Origin of the sequence: Sorangium sp. So ce836 (assembly GCF_028553905.1) — a bacterium.
Classification (GTDB): domain Bacteria; phylum Myxococcota_A; class Polyangia; order Polyangiales; family Polyangiaceae; genus Sorangium; species Sorangium cellulosum_D.
Window position 1 is genome coordinate 8,361,831 of the sequence record NZ_CP102233.1, and the last position, 21,889, is coordinate 8,383,719.

General features: G+C 72.1%; 17 protein-coding genes. 7 read left to right on the forward strand and 10 right to left on the reverse strand.

Annotated features, from left to right (window positions below; genetic code table 11):
* Positions 1–53: 53 nt before the first annotated feature.
* Positions 54–1,703 (reverse strand): SulP family inorganic anion transporter, encoded by a 1,650-nt coding sequence (locus NQZ70_RS30085; RefSeq protein ID WP_129577296.1) that lies wholly within the window; start codon positions 1,701–1,703, stop codon positions 54–56.
* 291 nt (positions 1,704–1,994) lie between these two features.
* Here NQZ70_RS30085 and NQZ70_RS30090 point away from each other — a divergent pair, with 291 nt between their 5' ends.
* Both NQZ70_RS30090 and NQZ70_RS30095 read left to right on the forward strand, forming a co-directional pair.
* Positions 1,995–2,582, forward strand: a complete 588-nt coding sequence (locus NQZ70_RS30090) for an RNA polymerase sigma factor (protein WP_129577297.1) — start codon at positions 1,995–1,997, stop codon at positions 2,580–2,582.
* On the forward strand, positions 2,579–3,187 hold the full coding sequence (locus NQZ70_RS30095; protein ID WP_129577298.1) for a hypothetical protein: 609 nt from the start codon (positions 2,579–2,581) through the stop codon (positions 3,185–3,187). The genes NQZ70_RS30090 and NQZ70_RS30095 overlap by 4 nt, the downstream gene beginning before the upstream one ends.
* A gap of 148 nt (positions 3,188–3,335) precedes the next feature.
* On the opposite strand, the gene mazG is transcribed toward NQZ70_RS30095, so the two are convergent.
* Positions 3,336–4,190, reverse strand: a complete 855-nt coding sequence (gene mazG, locus NQZ70_RS30100; RefSeq protein WP_129577299.1) for a nucleoside triphosphate pyrophosphohydrolase — start codon at positions 4,188–4,190, stop codon at positions 3,336–3,338.
* Between the two features lie 272 nt (positions 4,191–4,462).
* Between mazG and NQZ70_RS30105 the strand changes: the two genes are divergently transcribed.
* Positions 4,463–5,572, forward strand: coding sequence for a hypothetical protein (locus NQZ70_RS30105; protein WP_207217513.1), 1,110 nt, complete (start codon positions 4,463–4,465; stop codon positions 5,570–5,572).
* A gap of 390 nt (positions 5,573–5,962) precedes the next feature.
* Here the strand turns inward: NQZ70_RS30105 and NQZ70_RS30110 are convergent, their stop codons facing one another.
* On the reverse strand, positions 5,963–6,880 hold the full coding sequence (locus NQZ70_RS30110; protein WP_129577300.1) for a transposase: 918 nt from the start codon (positions 6,878–6,880) through the stop codon (positions 5,963–5,965).
* Positions 6,881–7,200: 320 nt separating this feature from the next.
* Positions 7,201–8,451: a flavin-dependent oxidoreductase gene (locus tag NQZ70_RS30115; RefSeq protein WP_129577301.1), complete on the reverse strand. Its 1,251-nt coding sequence runs from the start codon at positions 8,449–8,451 to the stop codon at positions 7,201–7,203.
* 101 nt (positions 8,452–8,552) lie between these two features.
* Between NQZ70_RS30115 and NQZ70_RS30120 the strand changes: the two genes are divergently transcribed.
* Positions 8,553–10,136, forward strand: a complete 1,584-nt coding sequence (locus NQZ70_RS30120) for a ferritin-like domain-containing protein (RefSeq protein ID WP_165374243.1) — start codon at positions 8,553–8,555, stop codon at positions 10,134–10,136.
* On the opposite strand, the gene NQZ70_RS30125 is transcribed toward NQZ70_RS30120, so the two are convergent.
* A complete protein-coding gene (locus NQZ70_RS30125) occupies positions 10,097–11,560 on the reverse strand; it encodes a hypothetical protein (protein ID WP_129577302.1) in 1,464 nt (487 codons plus the stop codon). The two genes, NQZ70_RS30120 and NQZ70_RS30125, sit on opposite strands and share 40 nt — an antisense overlap.
* Entirely contained in the window at positions 11,560–12,627 is a 1,068-nt protein-coding gene (locus tag NQZ70_RS30130; RefSeq protein WP_129577303.1) for a hypothetical protein, read from the reverse strand. The genes NQZ70_RS30125 and NQZ70_RS30130 overlap by 1 nt, the downstream gene beginning before the upstream one ends.
* A 281-nt stretch (positions 12,628–12,908) precedes the next feature.
* Here NQZ70_RS30130 and NQZ70_RS30135 point away from each other — a divergent pair, with 281 nt between their 5' ends.
* Positions 12,909–13,949: a hypothetical protein gene (locus NQZ70_RS30135; protein ID WP_129577304.1), complete on the forward strand. Its 1,041-nt coding sequence runs from the start codon at positions 12,909–12,911 to the stop codon at positions 13,947–13,949.
* 43 nt (positions 13,950–13,992) lie between these two features.
* On the opposite strand, the gene NQZ70_RS30140 is transcribed toward NQZ70_RS30135, so the two are convergent.
* A complete protein-coding gene (locus NQZ70_RS30140; protein WP_237244173.1) occupies positions 13,993–14,529 on the reverse strand; it encodes an FHA domain-containing protein in 537 nt (178 codons plus the stop codon).
* A gap of 644 nt (positions 14,530–15,173) precedes the next feature.
* Between NQZ70_RS30140 and NQZ70_RS30145 the strand changes: the two genes are divergently transcribed.
* Positions 15,174–17,285, forward strand: a complete 2,112-nt coding sequence (locus NQZ70_RS30145; RefSeq protein WP_165374244.1) for a glycoside hydrolase family 52 protein — start codon at positions 15,174–15,176, stop codon at positions 17,283–17,285.
* Complete coding sequence (locus tag NQZ70_RS30150) at positions 17,282–18,319, forward strand: NAD-dependent epimerase/dehydratase family protein (protein WP_129577307.1); 1,038 nt, start codon at positions 17,282–17,284, stop codon at positions 18,317–18,319. Before NQZ70_RS30145 ends, NQZ70_RS30150 begins: the two co-directional genes overlap by 4 nt.
* 111 nt (positions 18,320–18,430) lie before the next feature.
* Here the strand turns inward: NQZ70_RS30150 and NQZ70_RS30155 are convergent, their stop codons facing one another.
* The 3 genes from NQZ70_RS30155 to NQZ70_RS30165 all read right to left on the reverse strand — a co-directional run bounded on the left by NQZ70_RS30155 (position 18,431) and on the right by NQZ70_RS30165 (position 21,647).
* Complete coding sequence (locus tag NQZ70_RS30155; RefSeq protein WP_129577308.1) at positions 18,431–19,666, reverse strand: polysaccharide lyase family 1 protein; 1,236 nt, start codon at positions 19,664–19,666, stop codon at positions 18,431–18,433.
* Positions 19,667–20,064: 398 nt separating this feature from the next.
* A complete protein-coding gene (locus NQZ70_RS30160) occupies positions 20,065–20,601 on the reverse strand; it encodes a hypothetical protein (protein WP_272829145.1) in 537 nt (178 codons plus the stop codon).
* A 338-nt stretch (positions 20,602–20,939) separates the two neighbouring features.
* Complete coding sequence (locus NQZ70_RS30165; RefSeq protein WP_129577310.1) at positions 20,940–21,647, reverse strand: SDR family oxidoreductase; 708 nt, start codon at positions 21,645–21,647, stop codon at positions 20,940–20,942.
* Positions 21,648–21,889: the final 242 nt, after the last annotated feature.

Consider the following 21,889-nt stretch of genomic DNA (forward strand, 5'->3'; position numbering starts at 1 on the left):
TCCCGAGGCCTCACCCACGCGGCGCCGCCGCGGCGGTGGTGCCTCGCCTCGGCTCAGCGCTCGGCGACGGGGCTGATGATGGTCCTCTTCCTCGCCGAGAGCGGGTGGGACGACATCTGGAAGTGATCGCCGAGGCCCGCGAGGGTCAATGTCCGCCCCTCGCGCTTCATCACGCCCTCCAGCTCGTGCAGGTTGGACATGACCGTGTGATCGACGAGGCGGGCCTCCGCGAAGTTGATCTCGATGCTGGAGGCGTTCGCGTGGCTCGCCAGCCTCCGCTGGATGCTGAGATAGTTGCTGAAGACCGCGGCGTGCTTGACGCGCAGCACGACGCGCCCGCCCTCGGCGCGCTCCTCCACGTCCGGCCGGAAGAGGACGCGCAGCGGCGCGCCGTTGATCACGTGGATGAGCATCTTCACGGCGATGCCGGCCGCCACCCCGACGAGCAGATCGGAGGCGATGCAGAACGCGGCGGTGGTGCCGAAGATGATGAGCTGCTCCCTGCCGATGCGGAGCGTCCTCACGAACTCCTTGGGGGACGCGAGGCGGGTGCCCGTGAACGTGAGCATGGCGGCGAGCGCGGCGAGGGGGATCCGGTGGATCAGCCCCGGCGCGAAGGCGACGAAGAGCAGGAGGAAGGTGCCGTGGAAGAAGTTCGACAGGCGGCTCCTCGCGCCGTAGCCGATGTTCGCGGAGCTGCGGACGATCTCGGAGATCATCGGCAGCCCGCCGAGCAGGCCCGCGATGAGGTTGCCGATGCCCGTGGCGAGCAGATCCCGGTCGAGATCGGAGCGGCGCTTCGCGGGATCGAGCGAGTCGACCGCCTTCGCCGACAGCAGCGACTCGATGCTGCCCACCAGCGAGAACATCACGATGTATTTGATCGACGCGGACGTGCCGACGTGGCTGAAGTCGGGGAAGACGATCGCCTGGAGGAGGTTCCCCGGCAGGTTGACCAGGAAGCTCGGCCCGATCGCGTACGTCGCGTGGGTCGTCGCGAGCGTGTAGGTGTGCTCGTGCTCGAGATCGAAGACGTACGCGAGCGGCACGGACAGCGCCAGCACCAGCATCGGCGCAGGGATCTTCTGCAGGAAACGCGATGTCTTGGCGACCGCCGGATAGCCGAAGAGGATGATCAGCGAGAGGACGCCGATCGAGGCGATCTCGGGGTTCAGCCGAGACAGGCTGCGCGGGATCTCCAGGATCAGGTGGAGCGGCTCTTTCGCCGCGGGCGTAACGCCGAGGAGCGTGTGGATCTGTTTCGAGCAGATGATGATCCCGATGGCCGCCAGCATGCCGTGCACCACCGAGACGGGGAAGAAGTCGCCGAGCTTGCCGGCGCGCGCCAGCGCGAAGGCGATCTGTGTCAGCGCGGCGACGGCGATGCACGCGAGCGCGCGGCGATATCCGACCGAGTTATCGCCGCCGCCGAGCTCCTGCACGGCGCCCAGGGCGATGACGATGAGGCCCGCCGCCGGTCCCTTGATGGTCAGCGGCGCGCTGCCGAGCCAGGTGGCGATGATCCCGCCGACGACGGCGGTGAGCACGCCGGCGATGGGCGGGAACCCGCTCGCCATGGCGATGCCGAGGCAGAGCGGCAGGGCGATCAGGAAGACGAGGAAGCCTGAGACGAGGTCGTTCTTCCACGAGGCGGACGCGGGCGCCTGCGCCGGCGCGCCTGTAGAAATTATCGGCTTGGACATGGGGTGGTCGGCCCTCGGATACGCGGGCATCCTGTGGGCCCGCTGTTCGTCAGAACACGCCCCAGGACGGGACCACTCGCCCCGAGGTTCCCGATCGGGGCGACGATTTCATGCGATGTGCAGGAACCTGCGCGGGGGTACGTTCCGTCCTAGGGGGCGTCAATGTACAGCGCTCCCCTGCTCGAGGTGCCGCCGCTCGCCCCGCCGTGGCCCGAGCGACGGGTGCTACCTCGCCGTCCATTCCACGCTAGAGTTCCGGGCCTCGACGCTCCAGGCGCTCGAACGGCCCTCATGACCGAATCGCGACCCCTCCTCGGCGAATCGCGCGCGCAGTTCGAGTCGGCGGTGCGCCCGGTGCTCCCCCGCCTGTACCGTTTCTGCATCTCCCTCTGCGGCGCCCGGGATCAGGCGGACGATCTGTTCCAGGACGCGTTGCTCAAGGCGTACCTGCACGCGGCGTCGTTCGAGGGGCGCTCGGACCTCGGGGTCTGGCTCTGCGGGATCGCTCGGCACGAGTACCTGGAGGCCTACCGGACCGACGCGCGGCGCCGCGGCCTGCTCGATCGGCTCGTCGACGTGTGCACCGAGGCGCTCGGCATCCTGCCTCGCGCCGAAGCTCCGAGCCCGGAGGCGGCCGCGATCCTGAGCCAGGACACGGAGGTGCTCCTCGCTTGCCTCCAGGAGCTGCCCGAGGAATTTCGCACCGTGGTGGTGCTATGCGACATCGAGGAGCTCGGTTACGAGAGCGTGGCCGAGCTCCTCGGAATCCCCAAGGGGACGGTGAAGAGCCGCCACGCCCGGGGGCGCGCGCGGCTGCGCGATGCATACGAGCGCGTGGCGGCGCAACTCGTCCTCGCGGCGCGAGAGGGATCGACGTGAGCGGACAGGACCACGATCTGCCTCCGATTCCGCAGGATCTCGCGGCGAGCGTGCGGGCGCTGCGCGCGATGAGCCCTTCCGAGGCGCTCGTCGAGCGCGCGTTGAGCAAGCTCCCCGAGCGGCCGGAGCGCCCTGCGGCGGAGGGCGGCAAGAGATCGCAGCGGGCGCAGACCCCTTGGCGATGGGGAGCGATCATCGCGGCGCCGGCGCTCGCCGCGCTGGCGGCCGTCGTCTCGCTGGCGGGCGGCGGGGGCGCGAGCGCTCCCGCGATCGAGCGCTCCGAGGAGCTCGCCGTCGCGTTGCCGGACGACGGTCAGGCGTGGATGCACCTCGATCTGTGGACGCACCGCCACGCCGAGGAGCCGGCGGTGGTTCACCTCGAGGTCCCCGAGCACGTGCGCGTGCGGCTGCCCGACGGCCAGGGCGGGGCGCTGGAGGAGCACTGCCGGCAGGAGCGCTGCTCGCATCGGCTCACGCGCTACCGCGGCGACGCGCCGCTCAGCGTGGCCGTCGCCCAGCCGGGCCGTTACGAGATCCACGTCCGTCACGAGTCGAACGAGGCGCGCGTGCGAGAGCGCTTCGTGCTGACCGCGGTGCGCGACTAAGACTGAGCCCGGGCGCGCCTGGGAGCCCGCCCGCGCAGGCTCCGCGCGAACGGGGTTGCGCCCCGCGCGAACGGGGTTGAGCTCGCCCCGCGCGAACGGGGCTGAGCTCGCCCCGATTCCGCGCGAACGGGGTTGAGCTCGCGGCCGGTCAGGTCCGCTGCTCGCCGCGCTTGGCCTCGTCCCAGTAGCCGTCGAGCTCTTCCAGCGTGAGGGTGTCGTCCGACGCCTTGGCGGGCCACCCGCCGTGCCGCTCGACGACCCGCCGCTCGACGTGCTCGAAGCGCCGGGTGAACTTGTCGATCGTGCGGCGCAGCGCCCCCTCCGCGTCGACGCCGGCGTGGCGCGCCAGGTTCCCGAGCGCGAAGAGCACGTCGCCGAGCTCCTCCTCGATGGCGGCGGGGTCGCCGCTCTCGAAGGCCCGATCCAGCTCTCCGAGCTCCTCCTCGACCTTCGCGCGCGAGCCCCGCGCGTCCGGCCAGTCGAAGCCCACGCGCGCGACCTTCTCGCCGACCCGCTGCGCCCGGGTCAGCGCCGGCAGGCTGCGGGGAACGCCGCCGAGCACCCCGCGGTCCTTGCCCTGCCGGGCCCGCTCCGCCGCCTTGATGCGCTCCCAGTTCTGGAGCACCTCGTCGGCGTTCTCGGCACTCTCGTCCGCGAACACGTGGGGGTGGCGCCGCACGAGCTTCTCGCAGATCGCGGCGACCACGTCGTCGGGGCCGAACGCCCCCTCGGCCCGAGCGAGCTCGGCCTGGAAGACGACTTGGAGCAGGAGATCCCCGAGCTCGGCGCACAGCTCCTTGCGGTCGCCGCCGTCGATGGCATCGATGACCTCGCAGGCCTCCTCGAGCACGTAGCGCCGCAGCGTCGCGAAGCTCTGCTCGCGGTCCCACGGGCATCCGTCGGGCGCAAGGAGCCGCTGCATCAGCTCGACCAGGCGAGGGAACGTGCGACCGACCTGCTCCGGAAGCGGCGGCGCCTCCACAGGATCGAAGGGGCGAGGCATGCAGTGCTACTAGCGCAAACCGCCCCCGCCGCGGAAGAGCAGGCGAAGCGCCGTTGCGCAACGCGTCATTGTGGATTCGCGGGCGGTGCCGTGAGAAAAGTACAAACGTCGTCGAGGTTTCGGCGGCGAGGACGACCATGAAGAGCGCAGGCTATGTGGTGCTGTTCACGATCGCCGGGTGCTCGCAGGGGGTATGTCGGAGCGTCGGGAGCGCTCTGAGCCCGGCGCCGAGCCCGTCGGCCTCTGCGGTGGGGACGGTGGAGGTGCCGACCGTGGAGGTACCGACCGTGGTTGAGGTCCAGGTGGCCGACGGGCGCGAGAGGGAAGCGCTTGACGAGCAGATTGCCCCGTTGCGCAAGGGCGGGCGCCACCTCATCGCAGAGCCACCCAACGACGCGGAAGAGGCCGCTTACGTAACGTGGATCACAGCGGCGGGGGTCGCCGCCCAGAACCGGCAGCCACCTCCGGCGGCCCCACCGGGGTTCGCGCTGCGGGCGATCCCCGGGCGCGAGCTCTGGGTGCTATCCGAGGACGACTCGCGCCGTCGGGGCGCAGCCGCGGTGGTGCTGCGCATAGGCGCAGCAGCGCCGCTCATCGTGGAGGCGCCGCACACCTTCTTCGACCAGGGGACGCTGCCCATCGCGCTGGCCATCTTCGAGGCGCAGCGAGCGCGGGCGCTGATCGTCAACACATCGCACCGGTACGGCGGCGGCCCGAAGCCACGCAACGCCGTCGGGGATGACGAAGGCGAAGGAACGGGCGGCGCGAGCGCGGATGACACGGCCGCCGAGACGCAGGCAACCGGGGACGGCGCTCGGGCGGCAGGCAGCGGGCGGGCGGGGTCCGGGGGCGCCGCGGGCGTGGGCGGCAGCGACGGCGTCCTGGGGGCAGGAGGCGGCGCGCGGGGGGACATCCTTGCCGCCCGCGAGCGGCTGGCTGCGGCGCTTGCCTTCGCCGACGTGGCGCATGCCGAGCGCTCGTTTTTCCTGTCGGCCCACCGGGCGCTGCTCCAGAGCTTTCCCGGCATGCCGGCGGTGCAACTGCACGGCTTTCAGGACAGCTCGGCGCCGGCCTCCGCCATCGCCAGCGCCGTGGGGCACGGCGCTAACCTCGAGAGGCTGCTCGCCCCGCTGCGGGCGGTCGTCAGTGACGGAAAGGTCCTCGCCTACTCGGCCGACATCAACAAGCTCGGTGGCGTCACCAACGTGCAGGCGCGGTGGTCGCGCCAGATGGGCGCGCCATTCTACCACCTCGAGCTGTCGCGAGCGTTGCGCGACAAGCTGGTCACGGACGAGGATTTGAGGCGCCGCTTCGCGGCCGCCTTCGCGGGCCTCGTAGCCGGAAAAGGCCAGGAGGAGACCCGACCCGGGTTGCCCCCGTAAGCCCAGCACGAGGAGACCAGGAGACCACGAGACCCGACCCGGGTCACGAGACCCGACCCGGGTTGCCCCCGTAATGGTCCTCCCCGCTTCCGAAGCCTCCCGGAGCACTGAGGCTCGCAGCACGCAGCAGGCGGCGTTTCCGTCGCACGACCGACTCGCGGGACAACGGCCCGATCGCCCCAAACGGCACTCACGACCTGCCTACATGAGCCCGATCGAGCTCGAATCGAAGACTTACGTGATCGCGCTCACGGCATAGTGAGACTGTCCGCGCAAGTGAGGGACGACCACTACCCGACCTGCGCCGGCCACCACGCCCCAATCCGAGTCGGGCTGGTTGGGTTATTGGTTTCCAACCTGGGTCGGGTCAGTAGCTGGTTGGATCCATGGTCATATCGCGAGAACGACGTCCGTCACGCTGGCGCCGTGAAACGCATGCATCCACCACGTTCCTGCAGGGAATAGCACGCTGCGTACGCCGGCGCGCCATCGCGCGAGCGCCGCGCGGTATGACGCGCGAAATGCCCGCACCGCCGCGCCTGCGCTTCGCCACGCATCACCCTGCTCACGACCGACCGAAAAAGTAGGATTGCGTTCGCGTAGCGCTTCGAAGCTCGTAGCACGCTCGTAAGGGGAGATCGTACTGGCTCGATCGGCCCCCAGGAATCTGCGTCCATGCTGCTGCATCTGCGCATGCGCCTGCGCTTCCTGCCGCTCGAGCTCGGCGGCGACCTGTTGACGAAAGCCCTCCGCGTTGAGCTCGAATGCCGGCGGCAACGAGAGGGGAAGCGCCACCTCCTCGGGCCAATGCGGGTTTTCTGGATCGAGATACGCGGAGGGGCGCGTCGCGCCCAGCACGCCTCGGCCGAGCTCGTTCGCATCCACCTTGGCGCCCGGCCACTCACGCGCATGCCGTACGAGGCCAGCGGCCACGGGATTAGCAAGGACGTAGGCGATCTTCTCCACCACCGCCGCGGGCGTCAGCAGCCGCACCACGCTCGGGGCCTCGTGGTCCCACACTGGTCCTTCCCAGGCGCGGATTACCTTCGTCCCGAGCGCGACGATGCGATGATAGAACTGCAGGAAGCGCGGCAATACGCCCGTCACGTCGGTCACGATCAAGTGTAGGTGCGTCGACATCGCGCAGAGCGCATGGACTTGGACGCCGTAACGACGGGCGGAGACCGCTAAAGCATAAATCAGAAGCTGATTGATGACCGCATCAGGTCGGAGGAGCAGATGCCGACGCAAGATGCGACGGGTGATCATATACGTAGCGCCAGGAGCGATCTCGCGAGGCTGGCTCATGGCCATCGCACAAAACAAACGTCGTGCCAGGTTTGTGACGAGTGATTTCGATGAGTTGCCATCCTCTCGGGGGTGGCGGCCGCGTTCCGCGGGTGGCGGCCGCCAGGTCTCCAGAGCGCTCGCCTGGCTGGCTGCTGCCTTCCTGGGCGCCGGTGCCCCCAACCTGGGTCGCGTCTCCAACCTCGACGCGGGTCGGGTCGCTCAACCCGGGTCGGGTCGAGGTCGCTCAACCCGGGTCGGGTCGAGTGGGTCGAGGGGGGGGTCGTCACCCACGCAACCCGGGTCGGAGGGGCGCTCAACCCGGGTCGGGTCGAGGGTCGTCACCACGACGGCCGGGCGTTGAGCTCCTCGACGTCGGTTCCGATCATCCTCGCGTAGCCGCGGCTCATCTCCTCCAGCTCCTCGCCGCTCAGCACGTCCTCGATCCGCGCAAACCCCGCGGGCGCTCGCTGCTCCACCAGCGCGATGACCCGCTCGGCGCCCATCGCCCGGTTCGCGAGGACGAGCGCGCTCGTGGGTGGCCGACGCGCGGCCTCATACGCGGACAGCGCCGCTTCCGGATCGCTCGCCCGGGCGAGGTGCCAGGCCAGCACGCGCGCGTCGAGGATCGCCTGGGAAGCCCCGTTGGAGCCGACCGGAAACATCGGATGAGCGGCGTCGCCGAGCAGGGTGACCCGGCCAGCGCCCCACCACGGCAGCGGGTCGCGGTCGACCATGGGATACTCGAACAGGACCGGCGCCGCGGCGAGGAGCGCCGGGACGTCGAGCCAGGAGAAGCGCCACGCGGCGAAATGGGGCAGCACGTCCTCCAGGCAACCTCGCCGGTCCCAGCTCGCGGGCGCGACCGCCGCCCCCTCGTGCAAGCGCATCTCCGCCACCCAGTTGATCGCGGCCCGGCCGCGGAGCTCCGCGCCGCGCGAGATCGGATATGCGACGAACTTGGCGGCCCGGTTGCTGCCCGCCATGATCATGCTGCGCCCCGTGAGGAACGGCTCGGCCTCGGTCACGCCTCGCCACATGTGAATGCCGTTCCACCGCGGCGGCCCCTCCGCCGGGTGGAGCTGCGCGCGAACCGCCGAGTGAATGCCGTCCGCCCCGACGAGCACGTCCGCGGAGACCACCTCGAGCTCGCCGCTCCGCCGATCCCGCAGCGAGACGCGCACCTCGGCCCCCGTCTGCTCGAACCGCTCGACCGCGAGCCCTGTGCGCACGCCGGCGTCCCCGAGCCGCTGCCGCGCCACCGCGAGCAGGATCGCCTGGAGTTCGCCGCGGTGGATCGAGATCTGAGGCCAGCGATACCCGGCAGCGATGCCCCGCGGCTGGGCCCAGATCCGGCCCCCGAACCGATCGTAATGCACCAGCTCGGCCGTGGGGATCCCCGTCGCCGCCAGCGCGTCCCCGAGCCCCAGCTCCGTCAGCTCTCGCACGGCATGCGGGAGCAGGTTGATGCCGACGCCCAGCGGCTTGATCTCGCGCGCTGCCTCGACGACGCACGCCTCCACGCCGGCCGATTGCAGGCTCAATGCCGCCGTCAGACCGCCGATCCCGCCGCCGGCAATCAAGACACGCATGGCGCCACGGTCGCACGCCGCGAACGACGCGGCAAGCGCGCTCGCCGGGGCAGCGACGGCAGGGTCGAACGCGGGTAAGATCCTCGAACGAGGTTGATGCCATGAGATTGCTTGTCTCGATAGACGCTTGGGGTGCGAGGTTGCTCTCGGTGCTGGCGATCGCGCCCGCCCTGAGCTGCGGCGGCGACGTCACGGCCGACGAGGGCTCGGGCGGCAGCGGTGGAACAGGCTCGAACGCGAGCGCGGCGAGCGCAAGCACGGGGGACGGCCCGGCCGCGAGCTCTGGCGCGGGCCCCGCGGGGAGCACGGGAAGCGCGCCGCCGGGAGGGTTCCCGTTCGCGTGCGACGATCCCGAGCCCATCCTCGTCGCAGGCCAGAACACCGGGTACGTGCGCTGTGCCGGTGGCTGGATGCACCGCGCCGAGGTCATCACCTGCGCGAGCCCGCTCCCGCGCCCCGAGGCGTGCAAGGACCCGGGCGCCGGCGCCAGCAGCTGCTCCTCGGACGCCGACTGCACCGAGCAGCCGCACGGCTTCTGCAGCCCCGGCCTCGGAGGCGAAGCGCCACCAGGGTGCTTCTGCCACTACGGATGCACGACCGATGCCGAATGCAACGAGGGGCAGATCTGCCTGTGCGGCGACCCCGTCGGGCAGTGCGTGCAGGCGCTGTGCACCAGCGATCAGGACTGCGGCAGGCTGCTCTGCTCGAGCTACGTCCTCAACCCGGGTTGCGGCGGGACCGGCTTCGCCTGCCAGACGGCCACCGACGAGTGCGCCGGGGACGGCGACTGCCCAGGGGACCAGCAGTGCACGCTCCAGGCGCTGCGCCACACCTGCGCGGAGCCGAACTGCGTGATCGGCCGGCCATTCCTGGTGGCCGGCGTCGAGCGCACCGCCGAGCCCGCCGCGCGCGACGACTGGCGGGGCGCCTCGCCGGGAGCGCCGCCTCGCCGCGACGGGCTCTCGGCCGAGCAGCACGCAGCGCTCGCCGAGCACTGGACCCGCGTCGCCCTCCTCGAGCACGCGTCGATCGCCGCGTTCGCCCGCTTCACGCTCCAGCTCCTCTCGCTCGGCGCCCCGCCGGAGCTCGTCGGCGCGGCCCAGGCGGCCATGGGCGACGAGGCCGAGCACGCGCGCCTGTGCTTCGCGCTGGCCAGCGCGTTCGCCGGACGCGGCGTCGGCCCCGGGCCCCTCGCCATCGACGGCGCCCTCGGCGGCGAAGGCGCCCGCGAGATCCTCGTGACCACCCTCCGCGAGGGGTGCATCGGCGAGACCATCGCCGCGATCGAGGCGGCAGAAGCCGCCCTCCACGCGACAGATCCCGCGGTCCGGCGCGCCCTCGAGACGATCGCCGAGGACGAGGCGCGGCACGCCGAGCTCGCCTTCCGGTTCGCCGCCTGGGCCATCGAGCGCGACCCCTCCCTGGCGAGCGCGGTCGTCGACGAGCTCGCCGCTGCCGCCTCGGAGCCGGCCCCCGCAACCCCGGACGACGCCGCGCGCAGCGGCCTGCTCGGCTTCGGCGTGCTGTCGCCAGCGCACCGGCGGACGCTCCGGGAGCGCGCGCTCGCGCAGGTCGTCGCGCCGTGCGCGCGGGCGCTGCTCGCGCGCGGCGGCGAGCGCAGCGGCCCGCGCCCCGCGGCCGGCCCTCAGCGTGACGAGACCGAGAGCTTGGCGACGAACAGCTGACCGCCCTCGGCCTCGACCTTGCAGTTCAGGAGCGCGAAATCGTCGCTGGAGGTGCCCGCCAGGTAGACGTCCGTCCCGGAGATCGCGAGCGCCTGGACCTGCTGGAGCCCGGGGCCGCCGAGCGCGCCGAGCCACTCGGTCGCGCCGCCGGCGGCCCCGAGCCGCGCGAGGAAGATGTCCCCTTCGCCGGCCTCCCCGGCGACCTCGGCGTCGTCGGTCATCAACTGCTGCCGGAAGTGCCCGGCCACGACGACCCGCCCGAGCGCGTCGAGCCCGACGACCTGCGCCGACTGATCCCCGCTGCCCCCGAGGTGCTTGGCCCACGTGGCGACGCCGCGCCGGTCGAGGTGCGCGGCGAAGCCGTCCTCCTCCGTGGCGACGAGCTCACCGGCGAGATCGATCTGCCCGTCGAACGAGCCGGCCAGGATGACGCCAGCGCCGTTCACCGCGATGGCGCCGGCGCGCTGATCGCCGGGGAGGGACGAGTAGTGCCGGTACCAGAGGCCGACGCCCTCGGCGCTCGATCCATCGCAGATCCAGGACGCCGGGAACGAGGCGAGGACGGAGTCGGTCCCCTCCGCGACCGCGTCGCCGGGCGGCAGCCCGCGCTCGGAGCCGGGGAATCCGACGTTCACGCGGCCCTCGAAATCGGCGACCACGAAGGCCTCGCCGGAGGACACGCGCAGCGCCCGGGGCCGATAGCGCGCCCCCTGGAGGCCCGAGAAGACACCGCTGCACGCGTTCGCGAGGGTCTGTCCATCGTAGCTGGAGAACCCCATGTCCGCCCCGCCCTGGAGCGACGTCAGGACGAAGACGCGATCGCCCTCCGCGGCCACCGCCCTCGCCTCGTCGGAGCCGCGCGATCCGTGCACCACGCACGCCGCGACGCCGCCGGGATCGTGCCTGTCGAGCCGCGCCACGAACGCGTCGCCGGCCCCGCCGTCCGCGGGCGCCACGCAGTCCGCGCCGAACGACAGGCTGCCCGTGAAGTCGCCCGCGACATAGACGCTGCCCTCGCCGAGGGCGATCGACGTCGCCTGGTGGGTGTGCGTCGCGGTGTCGTTCTCCGCGTTCCCGAAGCGCTCGCTCCACATGTGATTGCCGTCGTGCGCCAGGTGCACCACGAAGACGTCCTTGCCGGCGCCTCCCGCCGTGAGCGCGCCGCCGGCGACCGTGAGGTCGCCCTTGAAGCCGCCCGCCAGCCACAAGGTGCCGTCGCTGTCGGCCGCGAGCCCGCCGAGCGTGGTGTCGGCGTCGCCGAACGACGTCGCCCACTGGCACGTGTAGCCGGGCTCGCTGAACGTCCCGCCCCCGACGCCCTGCTCGGTGATCGCCTGGATGCCTGCGATCTCCGCGCAGCCCGCGCCGCCCGCCGCGAGGAGGGCGCTCGCCAGCCAGCGCCGCGCACGCCGTTCGAACGCCATCAGAACACCCCGAGGACGGCGCCGCCGAGGACGCCCGGCGCGATCTGCACGCGCGCGCTCGCGCGCGGGCCGTCCGGGGGCAGCGTCATCCAGAGGACGGCCGTGCCGGCGAGCGCCGCGCCCGCGGCGATGAAGGAGAAATCCGAGACGGTCGCGTACGACATCGCCCTCCTGGCCAGATCGGGCACCGGCTGCGCGCAGTCCAGGTAACGCTCCGCGTTCCTGCACGCCGTCCCGGCGCTGTTCTCGACCTTGTCCCACGTGGAGATCGCCAGGCCCCCGAAGGTGCTCCCGAGCGCGATGCCCGCGAGCGCGAGCCCGCCGGTCACCCACATCAGGTTCCGGTGGATCGGATCCGGCCTCGGGCCGTACGGCGTCGGCCTGCGCCGCTCCAGGTCGGCGGCAGCGGGCGACGGCGCGGCCGCCTGCGGATCGAGCGCCGTGATGCGGACCTCGACGATCTCGCCGGGCTGCCTCGCCTCGACGTCGCGCGAGAACGCCTGCCGGCCGGACGCGGTCGCGGTGACCCTGTGCTTCCCCGGCTCGACCGGGCGGGCCAACCCGACCCCCCGCGCCGCCGCGCCGTCGAGCGCCACCTCGAGCCCCGGCAGCGCCTTCACCTCGTCGGACACCAGGATCGCGAGCCTCGGGAGCCTCTGCGCGATCGCCGCCGCGCGCTCGCGCGCCTCGGCGCCCTGCTTCGCGTCGCCGCCCGCCGCCTCGACCTCGGCGTAGAGCGCCCACGCGCTGGCGAGGCGGCCGGTGCGCTCGTGGCACCGCGCCAGCTCGAGCTTCGTCTCGGTCGACGGGCGCAGCCGCTCGCTCTCCTCGAGCTTCGGGCAGGCCGCGTCCGGCCGGTCGCTCGCCAGCAGCTCCTGCGCCTCCCGGCGAAGCGCGTCGGCCCGCGCGCGCTCCGCGATGGTCGGCTCGGCCCAGGCCGGGGCCGCCGTCGCCGACGCGGCCAGCGCCGCGAGGAGCCCGAGCGGGGCGCGGCCGAGGACCCGCCGCGCCGCGCGCCCCGCGCCGCCCGCGCGGCGGCGGGGTCCTCTGCAGATCTCTTCAGCCATCGAGTCCCCTGGGCGGCCGGCGAGCAGCACCTGCGTCAGGTCCGCGCGCTGGACCTCGACGACCGATAACAGGGCACCGCGAGGAGCGCCAGGCCGAAAGGCCCGCGCTCGCGCGCCGCCGCGCCGGCACCGAGCGCGGGCCGGCGGCGCAGCGCACGCCCGCGTTCCGCTTCGATCCCCGCGGCCTTTGCGCTAGCTTTCCGCCTTCGATCCCGGTCTCGCCCCTGGCTCCTGCGTCATCGAGCGTACCGGCTGGAGCGCTCCCGCGAACAGGTGCCCCGATGTCCTCCGTGCCCGCCCCCAAGAAGAAGCGGTCCAAGAAGCGCGCGCCCTCCCTGCCCCGCCGGGACGAGGAGTGGATCGGCGGCTTCTTCTCCCTGCGCGCGTTCGTGCACGAGGGCGACGAGGCGTACCGCCCCGAGGCGGTCGTCTGGATGACCGAGCGCGGCTTCGTGCTGAGCTGCGCCGCCCTGCGCCCCGGCGACGTCGTGGCGGGGGCGGTCGACAGCTTCGAGGCCGCCGCCAGCGGCCCGCTGGAGGGCAAGCCGCGCCTGCCCGAGCGCGTGCGCGTGGCCTCGCCCGCGCTCGCGGACGCGCTGCGGGCGCGGCTCGGCCCGGCCATCGAGGTCCGCGTCGCGCCGACGCCGGAGATCGACGTCGTGGCCGAGGACCTCGAGGCGCACCTCGGCGCGCGGGACGGCCGCCTGACGCCGAGCTTCCTCGGCGGCGGCATCGAGGCGCCCGCGATGGCGTCGTTCTTCCGCGCGGCGGCCGCGCTCTACCGCGCCACCCCCTGGAAGGCCGTGCCCACCGACGCGGACATCATGGCGCTGTCGATCCCGTCGCTCGGCGCGCGCGACCTCGCGCTGTGCGTCGTCGGCCAGGCCGGCCAGAGCCACGGCGTGCTCCTGTTCGAGAGCGCGCGCGGGTTCGAGCTCTACCTGGCCGAGACCGCGAAGCTCCCGGACGCGCCGCCCGCGTCGCTGCCGGCGGGCTTCTTCTCGCTGAGCTTCGACCGCGCGAGCGACCTGCACCCCGCGCTGCGCGCCGAGGTCGCCGAGCAGCGCTGGGAGCTGGCCGGGCCGGACGCCTACCCCACGCTCGCGATGGTCGACGAGGACCTGATCGGCCGCAAGCCGACGCCGAAGGAGCTCACGGCCTCGGAGGCGCTCGCGCTCGGCCTGGTCGAGCTGATGAACCGGCGCAAGGAGATCACGAAGGCCTTCCGCGGCGGCGCCCCGGTGGAGGCGAGCTACGTGGTGGAGACGCACGCCGGCCCCGTGGAGGTGCTGTTCCGCGCGCCCCACCCGGAGCGGAGCTGAGCCGCGCGGCCGCGCGCCCGAGCGGGGGCCGGAGGGCCCGGCCTCAGCGGACGACGAGCCGGTAGAGATCGGCGTTCAGGATGAACTCGCAGACCACGTTGCCGAACTGGAGGATGTCGCCGCTGCGGAGCGGGGCGCCCTCCCCGGCCGGCGTGAGGAGCCGGTCGTTCAGGAACGTGCCGTTGGTGCTCTTCCTCGCGTGGAGCAACGGGGTGTCCGCGATCACGACCGAGATGTGCGCGTGGGCCTTCGAGACGGAGGGGTCGCGCAGGACGATATCGCTGTTCGGGGCGCGCCCGATGGTGATGCGATCCTGCCAGGGGCTCTCCGGGCGCTTCGTCACCGGCAGGAGCTCGCAGCCGTGGGACGCGACGCTCATCGCGGACGAGATGCGGTGACGGACCAGGGCCGGTTGGCTGTGCGAGCCGGGCGAGGTGCCGGCAAAGACGGTCTTGAACGACGGAGGGGGCTGATCCTCGGGGCCGAGCTCCCGGAGCAGCCACGCGTGCGGGTACCTCCGGTCGAAGGCCATCCGTGAGAGCGCCCGGCTCTGGGCACAAATCGTCGCGAAGGTCAACATGACAAGATCTTCCCCGGGTTCCGTGCTGTTCGAGCAGGCGGCGCCCGGCCGAGCGACGTACCGCCCGCCCGTCGGGTCCCGATAGGCCTTTATACATCAGTCCACGACGGGATCACCGGGCGCCACGCCGCGCCTCGGTTGGAGCGATGGAGCCTCCGGCGCCGCGCGGACTACACCGTCGGCGCTCACCACACCCGGCTCGCGATCGACGCGGCGCCGGCCACGAATCGGTGTTTCTGCAACACGACGCCTCTCGTCGACAGCCGATATCCGCGTCGAGGCGACCCCCGGCGCAACCATCTTGTGCCGGATGGGGAGGAGGACGCCGGCGCCCGCACCGCGTTCCGCTCCAGCGGGCACCGCGTCCCGAGCCAGCGCCCCAGGCTCGAGGCCTGTTGCACACCGCGCCGATCGCCCCTCGCCCCCTCGCCCCCTCGCCCTCGGCTCGCGTGCCCGGCGGCGCGGCCTCCCCGCCGCCCCCGTCCGGGCCCGGGCGGCCGCCGGAGGGCCGCCCCACCTCGGCGCGCCCGCCGGGTGGTACGGAGCCACCTTTGCCATGGCGCCGCACGCCGCCGCCGCGGGCTCCCTTCCGCGAGCTTGCTTCCCGGGAGCGCTTCGCGAGGCGATTACGGTATCGTGCCGCCGTGACCTCCTCCTACAATGTCCAGCACGCGCCGGTCGGCGCTTTTGCCTCCTTCACGCTCGGCAGCTTCAACCGCCGGGGCGGGTTCGCCTCCCAGGTGGGCCGCCCGGGAGAGTCGAACCTCTTCATCGGCTACCGCGAGGGCGACGGGGACTTCTTCTGTCTCCCCTACTTCGAGGGCCAGCGCGGCCCGGACGTCCCCTTCGGCGTCACCTTGAGCAACGACACGCGGATGCGCCGCGTCTTCGGCGATCAGGACATCCGCCGCGAGCTCGGGTGGGCGAGCGACACGATCCGCGCCGGGCGCCTGACGCTCGCGATCTACTCGCCGTTCGGCCCGATCCCCGACCCGCGCACGGCGCCGCCCTCCGAGGTCGCCGAGCGCTCGTGCCCGGCGCTCATCGCCCGCCTCGAGCTCGACAACACCGGCAGCGACAAGCCCCTGACGGGCCTCTTCGCGCTCGACGCGCCGAGCCTGCGCGACCTCGAGACCGAGAGCGACGGCCGCCTCGTCGGCGTCGCGCACGGCCGGCGCTGGGGCTTCGCCTGCCGCCCGGAGCCCGGCCTCCGCGCCTTTCAGGCCTTCACGCCCGAGCACGCGTTCGACGGCAGCGCCGACCGGCTGTTCCGCCTCGGCAAGACCGGCGGCCTCGTCATCGAGGTCCCGGCGGGGCAAAAGCGCGAGGTCTGGATCGCGCTCGGCTTCCACGACGCCGGCGCCATCACGACCGGCGTCGAGGCGCGCTACGCCTACACCCGCTACTTCCGCCGGCTCGAGGACGTCCTCTCCTCCGCGCTCGACCGCCGCGAGGCGCTCGTCCGCGAGGCGGCCCAGCGCGACGCGGAGCTCGCGCGGTCGGCGCTCAGCCCCGCCCAGAAGTGGCTGCTCGCCCAGGCGACGCACGGCTATTTCGGGTCGACCGAGTGGCTGGACACGGCGCTCGACGACGCCTCGCCGCCCGCGCCGCTGTGGGTCGTGAACGAGGGCGAGTACGAGATGATGAACACCTTCGATCTCGCGATCGATCACCTCTTCTTCGAGCTGCGCTACGCGCCCTGGGCCGTGCGCAACGTCCTCGACCTCTACGTCGATCGCTACAGCTACCGCGACCAGGTGAAGCGCCCCGGCGCGGGCGGCGAGCTCCTGCCCGGCGGGGTGTCGTTCACGCACGACATGGGCGTCGGCAACCACTTCTCGCCCGCCGGCGACTCCAGCTACGAGCGCCCGAACCTCGACGCCATCTGCTTCAGCTTCATGACGCACGAGCAGCTCACGAACTGGATCTGCTGCGCCGGCGTGTACGCCGCGCGCACCGGCGACAAGGGCTTCCTCGAGCGCCACCGGGGCCTCTTCGCCGAGCTGCTCGCGAGCCTGCTCCACCGCGACGCGCCCGAGCCGGGCGCGCGGGCCGGCGTCATGGCGCTCGACAGCAGCCGCTGCGGCACCGGCGCCGAGATCACGACCTACGACTCGCTCGATCACTCGCTCGGCCGCGCGCGCGGCAACCTCTACCTGGCCGGCAAGACGTGGGCGTCGTACGTCGTGCTCGCCCACCTCCTCGAGCGCTGCGGGGACGCCCCCCGCGCCGCCGAGGCCAAGGCGGCGGGCCAGAAGGCCGCGCGCGCGATCGTGTCGGCCTTCCACGAGCCGTCGGGCTACATCCCCGCCCTGCTCGACGGCAGCTCGACGAGCGCGATCATCCCCGCGATCGAGGGGCTCCTCTACCCGCACGTCATGGGCTTGCTCGACGAGGCCGAGCACGGCGAGCTCGTCCGGGTGCTCCGCCGCCACCTCCACACCATCCTGAAGCCCGGGCTGTGCCTGTTCCCCGAGGGCGGCTGGAAGCTCTCGAGCAGCAGCGACAACTCCTGGGCGAGCAAGATCGCGCTCTGCCAGCACATCGCGCGCGCGATCCTGAAGGCCGATCTCCCCGACCCCGAGCGCCACGAGGAGGCCCACGTCCGCTGGCAGATCGAGGGCTCCGGCTACTGGGCCTACTCCGACCAGATGCAGCGCGGCGTGCCCGTCGGCAGCCGCTACTACCCGCGCGGCGTGACGGCCATCCTCTGGCTCGACGAGCCCGCGGCGGGGGCGGGGCAGAAGCAGTCATGAGGGTCCTCATCATCGGCGGGACCGGGCTCATCTCGACCGCCATCGTGCAGCAGCTCCTCGACCGGGGCGATCGCGTCACGCTCTACAACCGCGGCGTGACGGCGCGGCGGTTCGAGGGGGACGTCGAGGTCATCGCCGGCGATCGCTGGAAATACGCCGAGTTCGAGCGCGAGATGCAGCAGCGCACGTTCGACGCCGTGATCGACATGGTCGCCTTCGCCCCGGAGAACGCCGACTCGCTGCTCCGGGCGTTCTCGGGCCGCGCGGGCCACCTGGTCGTCTGCTCGACGGTGTGCGTCTACGGCGGGCCGCTCACGCGCTCGCCGGCGACCGACGACGAGCCGCACCGCCCGGTGACGAAGTATGGCCAGAACAAGTCGCGCATCGAGGCGACGCTGCTCGCGGCGAACGGCCAGAACGGGCTCAAGACCACGATCTTGCGCCCGTCGTTCACGACCGGCGAGGGCCACACCGCGCTCGGCGCGCTCTATTTCGACGACTCGATGGCCGATCGCGCCCGGCGCGGCCTGCCGCTCATCGTCCACGACGACGGCAGGGCGCCGTGGGCCATCGCCCACGTCTCCGACGTGGCCCGCGGGTTCGTGAACGCGCTCGGCAACGACAAGGCCTACGGGCAGGCGTACCACCTCACGAGCGACGAGCACACCACGTGGGGCGGCGTCTTCGCCGCGCTGCAGGAGGCCGCCGGCGGCAAGTCTCCCGTCGTCTCGATCCCGACCGACTGGCTCTACGAGGTCGCCCCTCGCCGCATGGTGGGCGTCAAGTTCATCTACCAATACGGGTCGATCTTCGACAACGGCAAGGCGGCGCGCGACCTCGGCTTCCGGACCACGGTGCCGCTGGTCGAGACCTTCCGCCGCCAGATCGCCTGGTCGGAGCGCGCGGGGACCTACCGACGCGCGGACGAAGAGCCGCTCCAGGACGTCCTGCTCGACGCGTTCACCCGGGGCCAGAAGCCCGCGCCGGGGCAGGTGCACGACTTCAACCCGTGGGGCAACGAGCCCGAGTCCTGATCCCTGCCGCCGTCGTCGTCCGACAGGCGGCCTCGCCGCCTCACGGAGCCTCCCGCGCGAGCTTTCGGGTGGGAGCGCTCCGGCGGCGGGCCCGCCGCCGGGCGGCCCGCGTCAGGGCAGGTCCTCGAGGGGATCGATCTTGCCGACGCCCGCGTGCGTGAGGACGAGCGCCTTCACGTCGGCCGACCTGTCGAGCGGATAGTCGTACGGCGCCGCCCAGGAGCAGTCCGCGCCGGACGCCTGCGTCCCCGTGGTCTCCTCGAAGAGGTTGTCCTTGCGATCCGTGCCGCCGGCCGCGCTGTCCAGCGTGGTGATGGGGTTCTTCACCTTGTAGAAGTGGTTGCCCTCGACCCGCAGGCAGGCGCCGACGCGCGAGTTGACCCCGGACGTGGGGACGTTCTCGAAGTAGTTGTTGAACACGTGCCCGTTGCCGCCGCGGTAGCTCGGGAGGCGGGAGTTCACGTTGTTGATATGGTTATGATGGAACGTGATGCGGCGATCGCTGTCGTCGCTGTCCGACGAGCCGACCAGCATGCCCTTCCAGTGATCGTGCAGGTAGGTCCACGAGATCGTGATGTTCGAGGACTCGTGGGTCGCGTCGATGAGGCCGTCGTACTTGTCCTTGTCGGAGTTCACGGCGGGCGAGTCCGCCCAGAGCTCGCAGTGGTCGATCCACACGTTGTGGCTCTCGTCCAGGTGGATGGCGTCGCCGTTGCCGCTGCTGGCCAGCACGTGGTGGATCTTCATGTTGCGGATGATGATGTTGGAGGCCCTCCTCAGGTTGAGCCCGATCCCCTGCATCTCTCCGCTCGACCCGACCCCCACGATGGTCTTGTTGGAGGCGACGTCCACGTCATCGCCGCTGCCGCTGATCTTGCCGGTGATCTGGATGATCAGGGCCCCGTCCTTCGCGGCCTGGGTCCGGAGCGCGTCGAGCGAGCTCACGGAGACGACCGCTCCGCCCTTGCCGCCGGTGGTGCCGCCGTCGGTCGTGGCGTAGCCGTAGAGCCTGAAGTCCGCGCCGCCGGGGCTGCTGCCGCCGGTGCCGCTGCCGGAGCCACCCTCGCCGCTGCCGGCGCCGCCATCGCCGCTGCCGGCGCCGCCTTCACCGCTGCCAGCGCCGCCTTCACCGCTGCCGGCGCCGCCTTCGCCGCTGCCGGCGCCGCCATCGCCGCTGCCGGACCCGCCCGTGCCGCCGCCGGAGCCACCCTCGCCGCTGCCCGCGCCGATCCCGCCGGAGCTGGCGCTGGTGGTGGAGCTGACGCTCCCGCTGCTCGTCGGCTGACCGTCGTTCTCTTCCGGATCCGACGCATCGGAGCCGCACCCTGCCGCCGAGAGGCCAGTCATACCGAGCGCGATCATCGCAGCCCAAGCGACTCGAGAATCGAACTTCATGCGCAAGTTACCTTTCCGTGATGAGCCAAGCAGCGCGCGCGACGCGGTGGAGAAGCCGGACAGCGCACGGGCCGTTCGCTGGAGCTTCTCAGCAACGCATGTGCCACCAGCGCACGACGGCTCGAGGCCGCCCGGCTCGCGACCCTTCACGGCATTTTGCCGCCAAGACGACGGCAGCGCGCTTCCTCTTCTCCGGCGACATCCGCAACGCCGCAACGAGCCTGTCAACCGCAGGTTGACACGGTGGACACGTGAGGCACCGCGTCATCGGCCCTGGCGCTGACAGGCGCCGTGACGCCGGGCGCCTCGTGCGCCCCCCGGGCTCGCTGCTGCGGCGCTCCTCGCCGGTCTCAGGGGCCGATTCGCACGAGCTCGATCCAGTCGAGCTTGGACGCGTCCTCGCGGCACCCGAACGTGACGATGTGCGTCCCGCGATCGAGCGCGAACTTGAGCGGCGCCGCTGTGTCGTCTCCTGTGTCGTCTTTCGACGCGCTCACGTAATCTTCGTGGAACTCTGTGCCGGTGAAGTCGTACCTGTATGGGGAATCCGGCTTGTCGTCCACGCTGATCCAGAACGAGTTGTCCTCGCCCCCGGTGGGTCCCTCGGCGACCCTGGCCCTGATCCGGTAGGTGCCGGCCTCGCTGATCGGGAACTCGCAATCGACCCGGGAGACGCCGCAACCCGCGACCTCGGGGACGGCGACGTACTGCCCGCCGCTCGCCAGCGGATCTTCCACGCGCTCGAAACCGCCGGAGAGCTCGCACGGCGGGTCGTCCTCGGCCTCGACCCTGATCCTGGGGTAGCCGCCCTCGCCGCCCCCGGTGGAGGACGACGATGTGTCCCACGCCGCCGACAGCCCCTCCAGCGAGCAGCCGCAGACCAGCACCGGCAAGAGCGCAACCCAGCGTCGCCACCGCGATGGACACGCGTCGACGACCTCCATGCGCGCCAGAGAAGCTCTCCCCGCTTCACCGGCCGCACGACGTCTCGTCTCCGCCCGAGGCTCCGAGATCGCTTTCACCTCCGACGACTTTAGCAACACACGTACCGCGAGCGCGACACAATCTTTCGCGCCGGCGCGAACCCGAGACGAAGCGCCGGGTCGAGCTGCGGTCCCGCGGGCGCTCGCCGGCGCGCCCGAAGGCGGAGAGCGTGAGGGTGACGTCGAGTCCGCGCCTCCTGCGCGGCTCAAAGGAGACGCGCCGCCGGGGCGCTCAAGGCGCCTCAGCGCGCGGCGGGACGCGCGTAGTCCTGCGCACGGAACAGCACGCCGTGGACCTCGCCGTCGACCAGCGCCGGCACGAGCGCGCCGGGCAGGACGGACTCCACGTCGTTCGGCGCCTTGGGCCCGCCGAGATCGGTGCGCAGCCAGCCCGGGTCGAGGAGGTTCATCAGCACGCCTGTGCCGCGCAGCGAAGGGACCGTGTCGCGCACGAACTTGTCGAGCGCGGCCTTCGACGCGGCATAGGCCATGAGCTCCGGCTGATCCTGGATCCCGGAGGTCACCTGGATGATGCGGCCCCAGCGGCGCTCCAGCATCGTCGGCAGCAGCCGGTAGGTGATCCGGATCGGGCTGATGACGTTCACCTCGAAGCTGAGCCGGTAGTCCTCCGCCGGCGTCTCCGTGGGCGAGACGCGGAAAGGCGTCATGACGGCGGCGTTGTTGAACAGGATGTCGATCCCGCCCGACGCGGCGATGGCGCCGTCGAGCATCCGGTCGACCGCCGCCTGGTCCGACAGCTCCCCGGAGACGGCGCTCACCCGGATCCCCTTGCCGGCGAGCTCGCCCTCGAGCTCCCGCGTGTGCGCCGCGTCGCGGCTGTGCAGGACGAGGTTGCAGCCGAGGCCGGCCAGGCCCCGCGCGATCTGCTTCCCGATCCCCCGGCTCGCGCCGGTGATCAGCGCCCACTTTCCACGAATTTCTACCGTCATGGCGGCGGCTTATGGCAGAGCCGAGCTCGCCCGGCACCTCAAAAGCGCGGCGGCCGGGCATCGCGCCGCGGCCGCGCGGCCGGGCGCTCCTCCGGTGATGCTCCAGCAGCATTCTTTGCTGATCGCGTGCTGCTGGAGCAGCAGCGCCCGCCGGCCTCCGCCGGGGCGATGGGCCTGTAACCGCGCGAAAGACAACGATTTCCTGCGTGGCACGGCGGCTGCCAGGGGCCTGCGGTTGCATC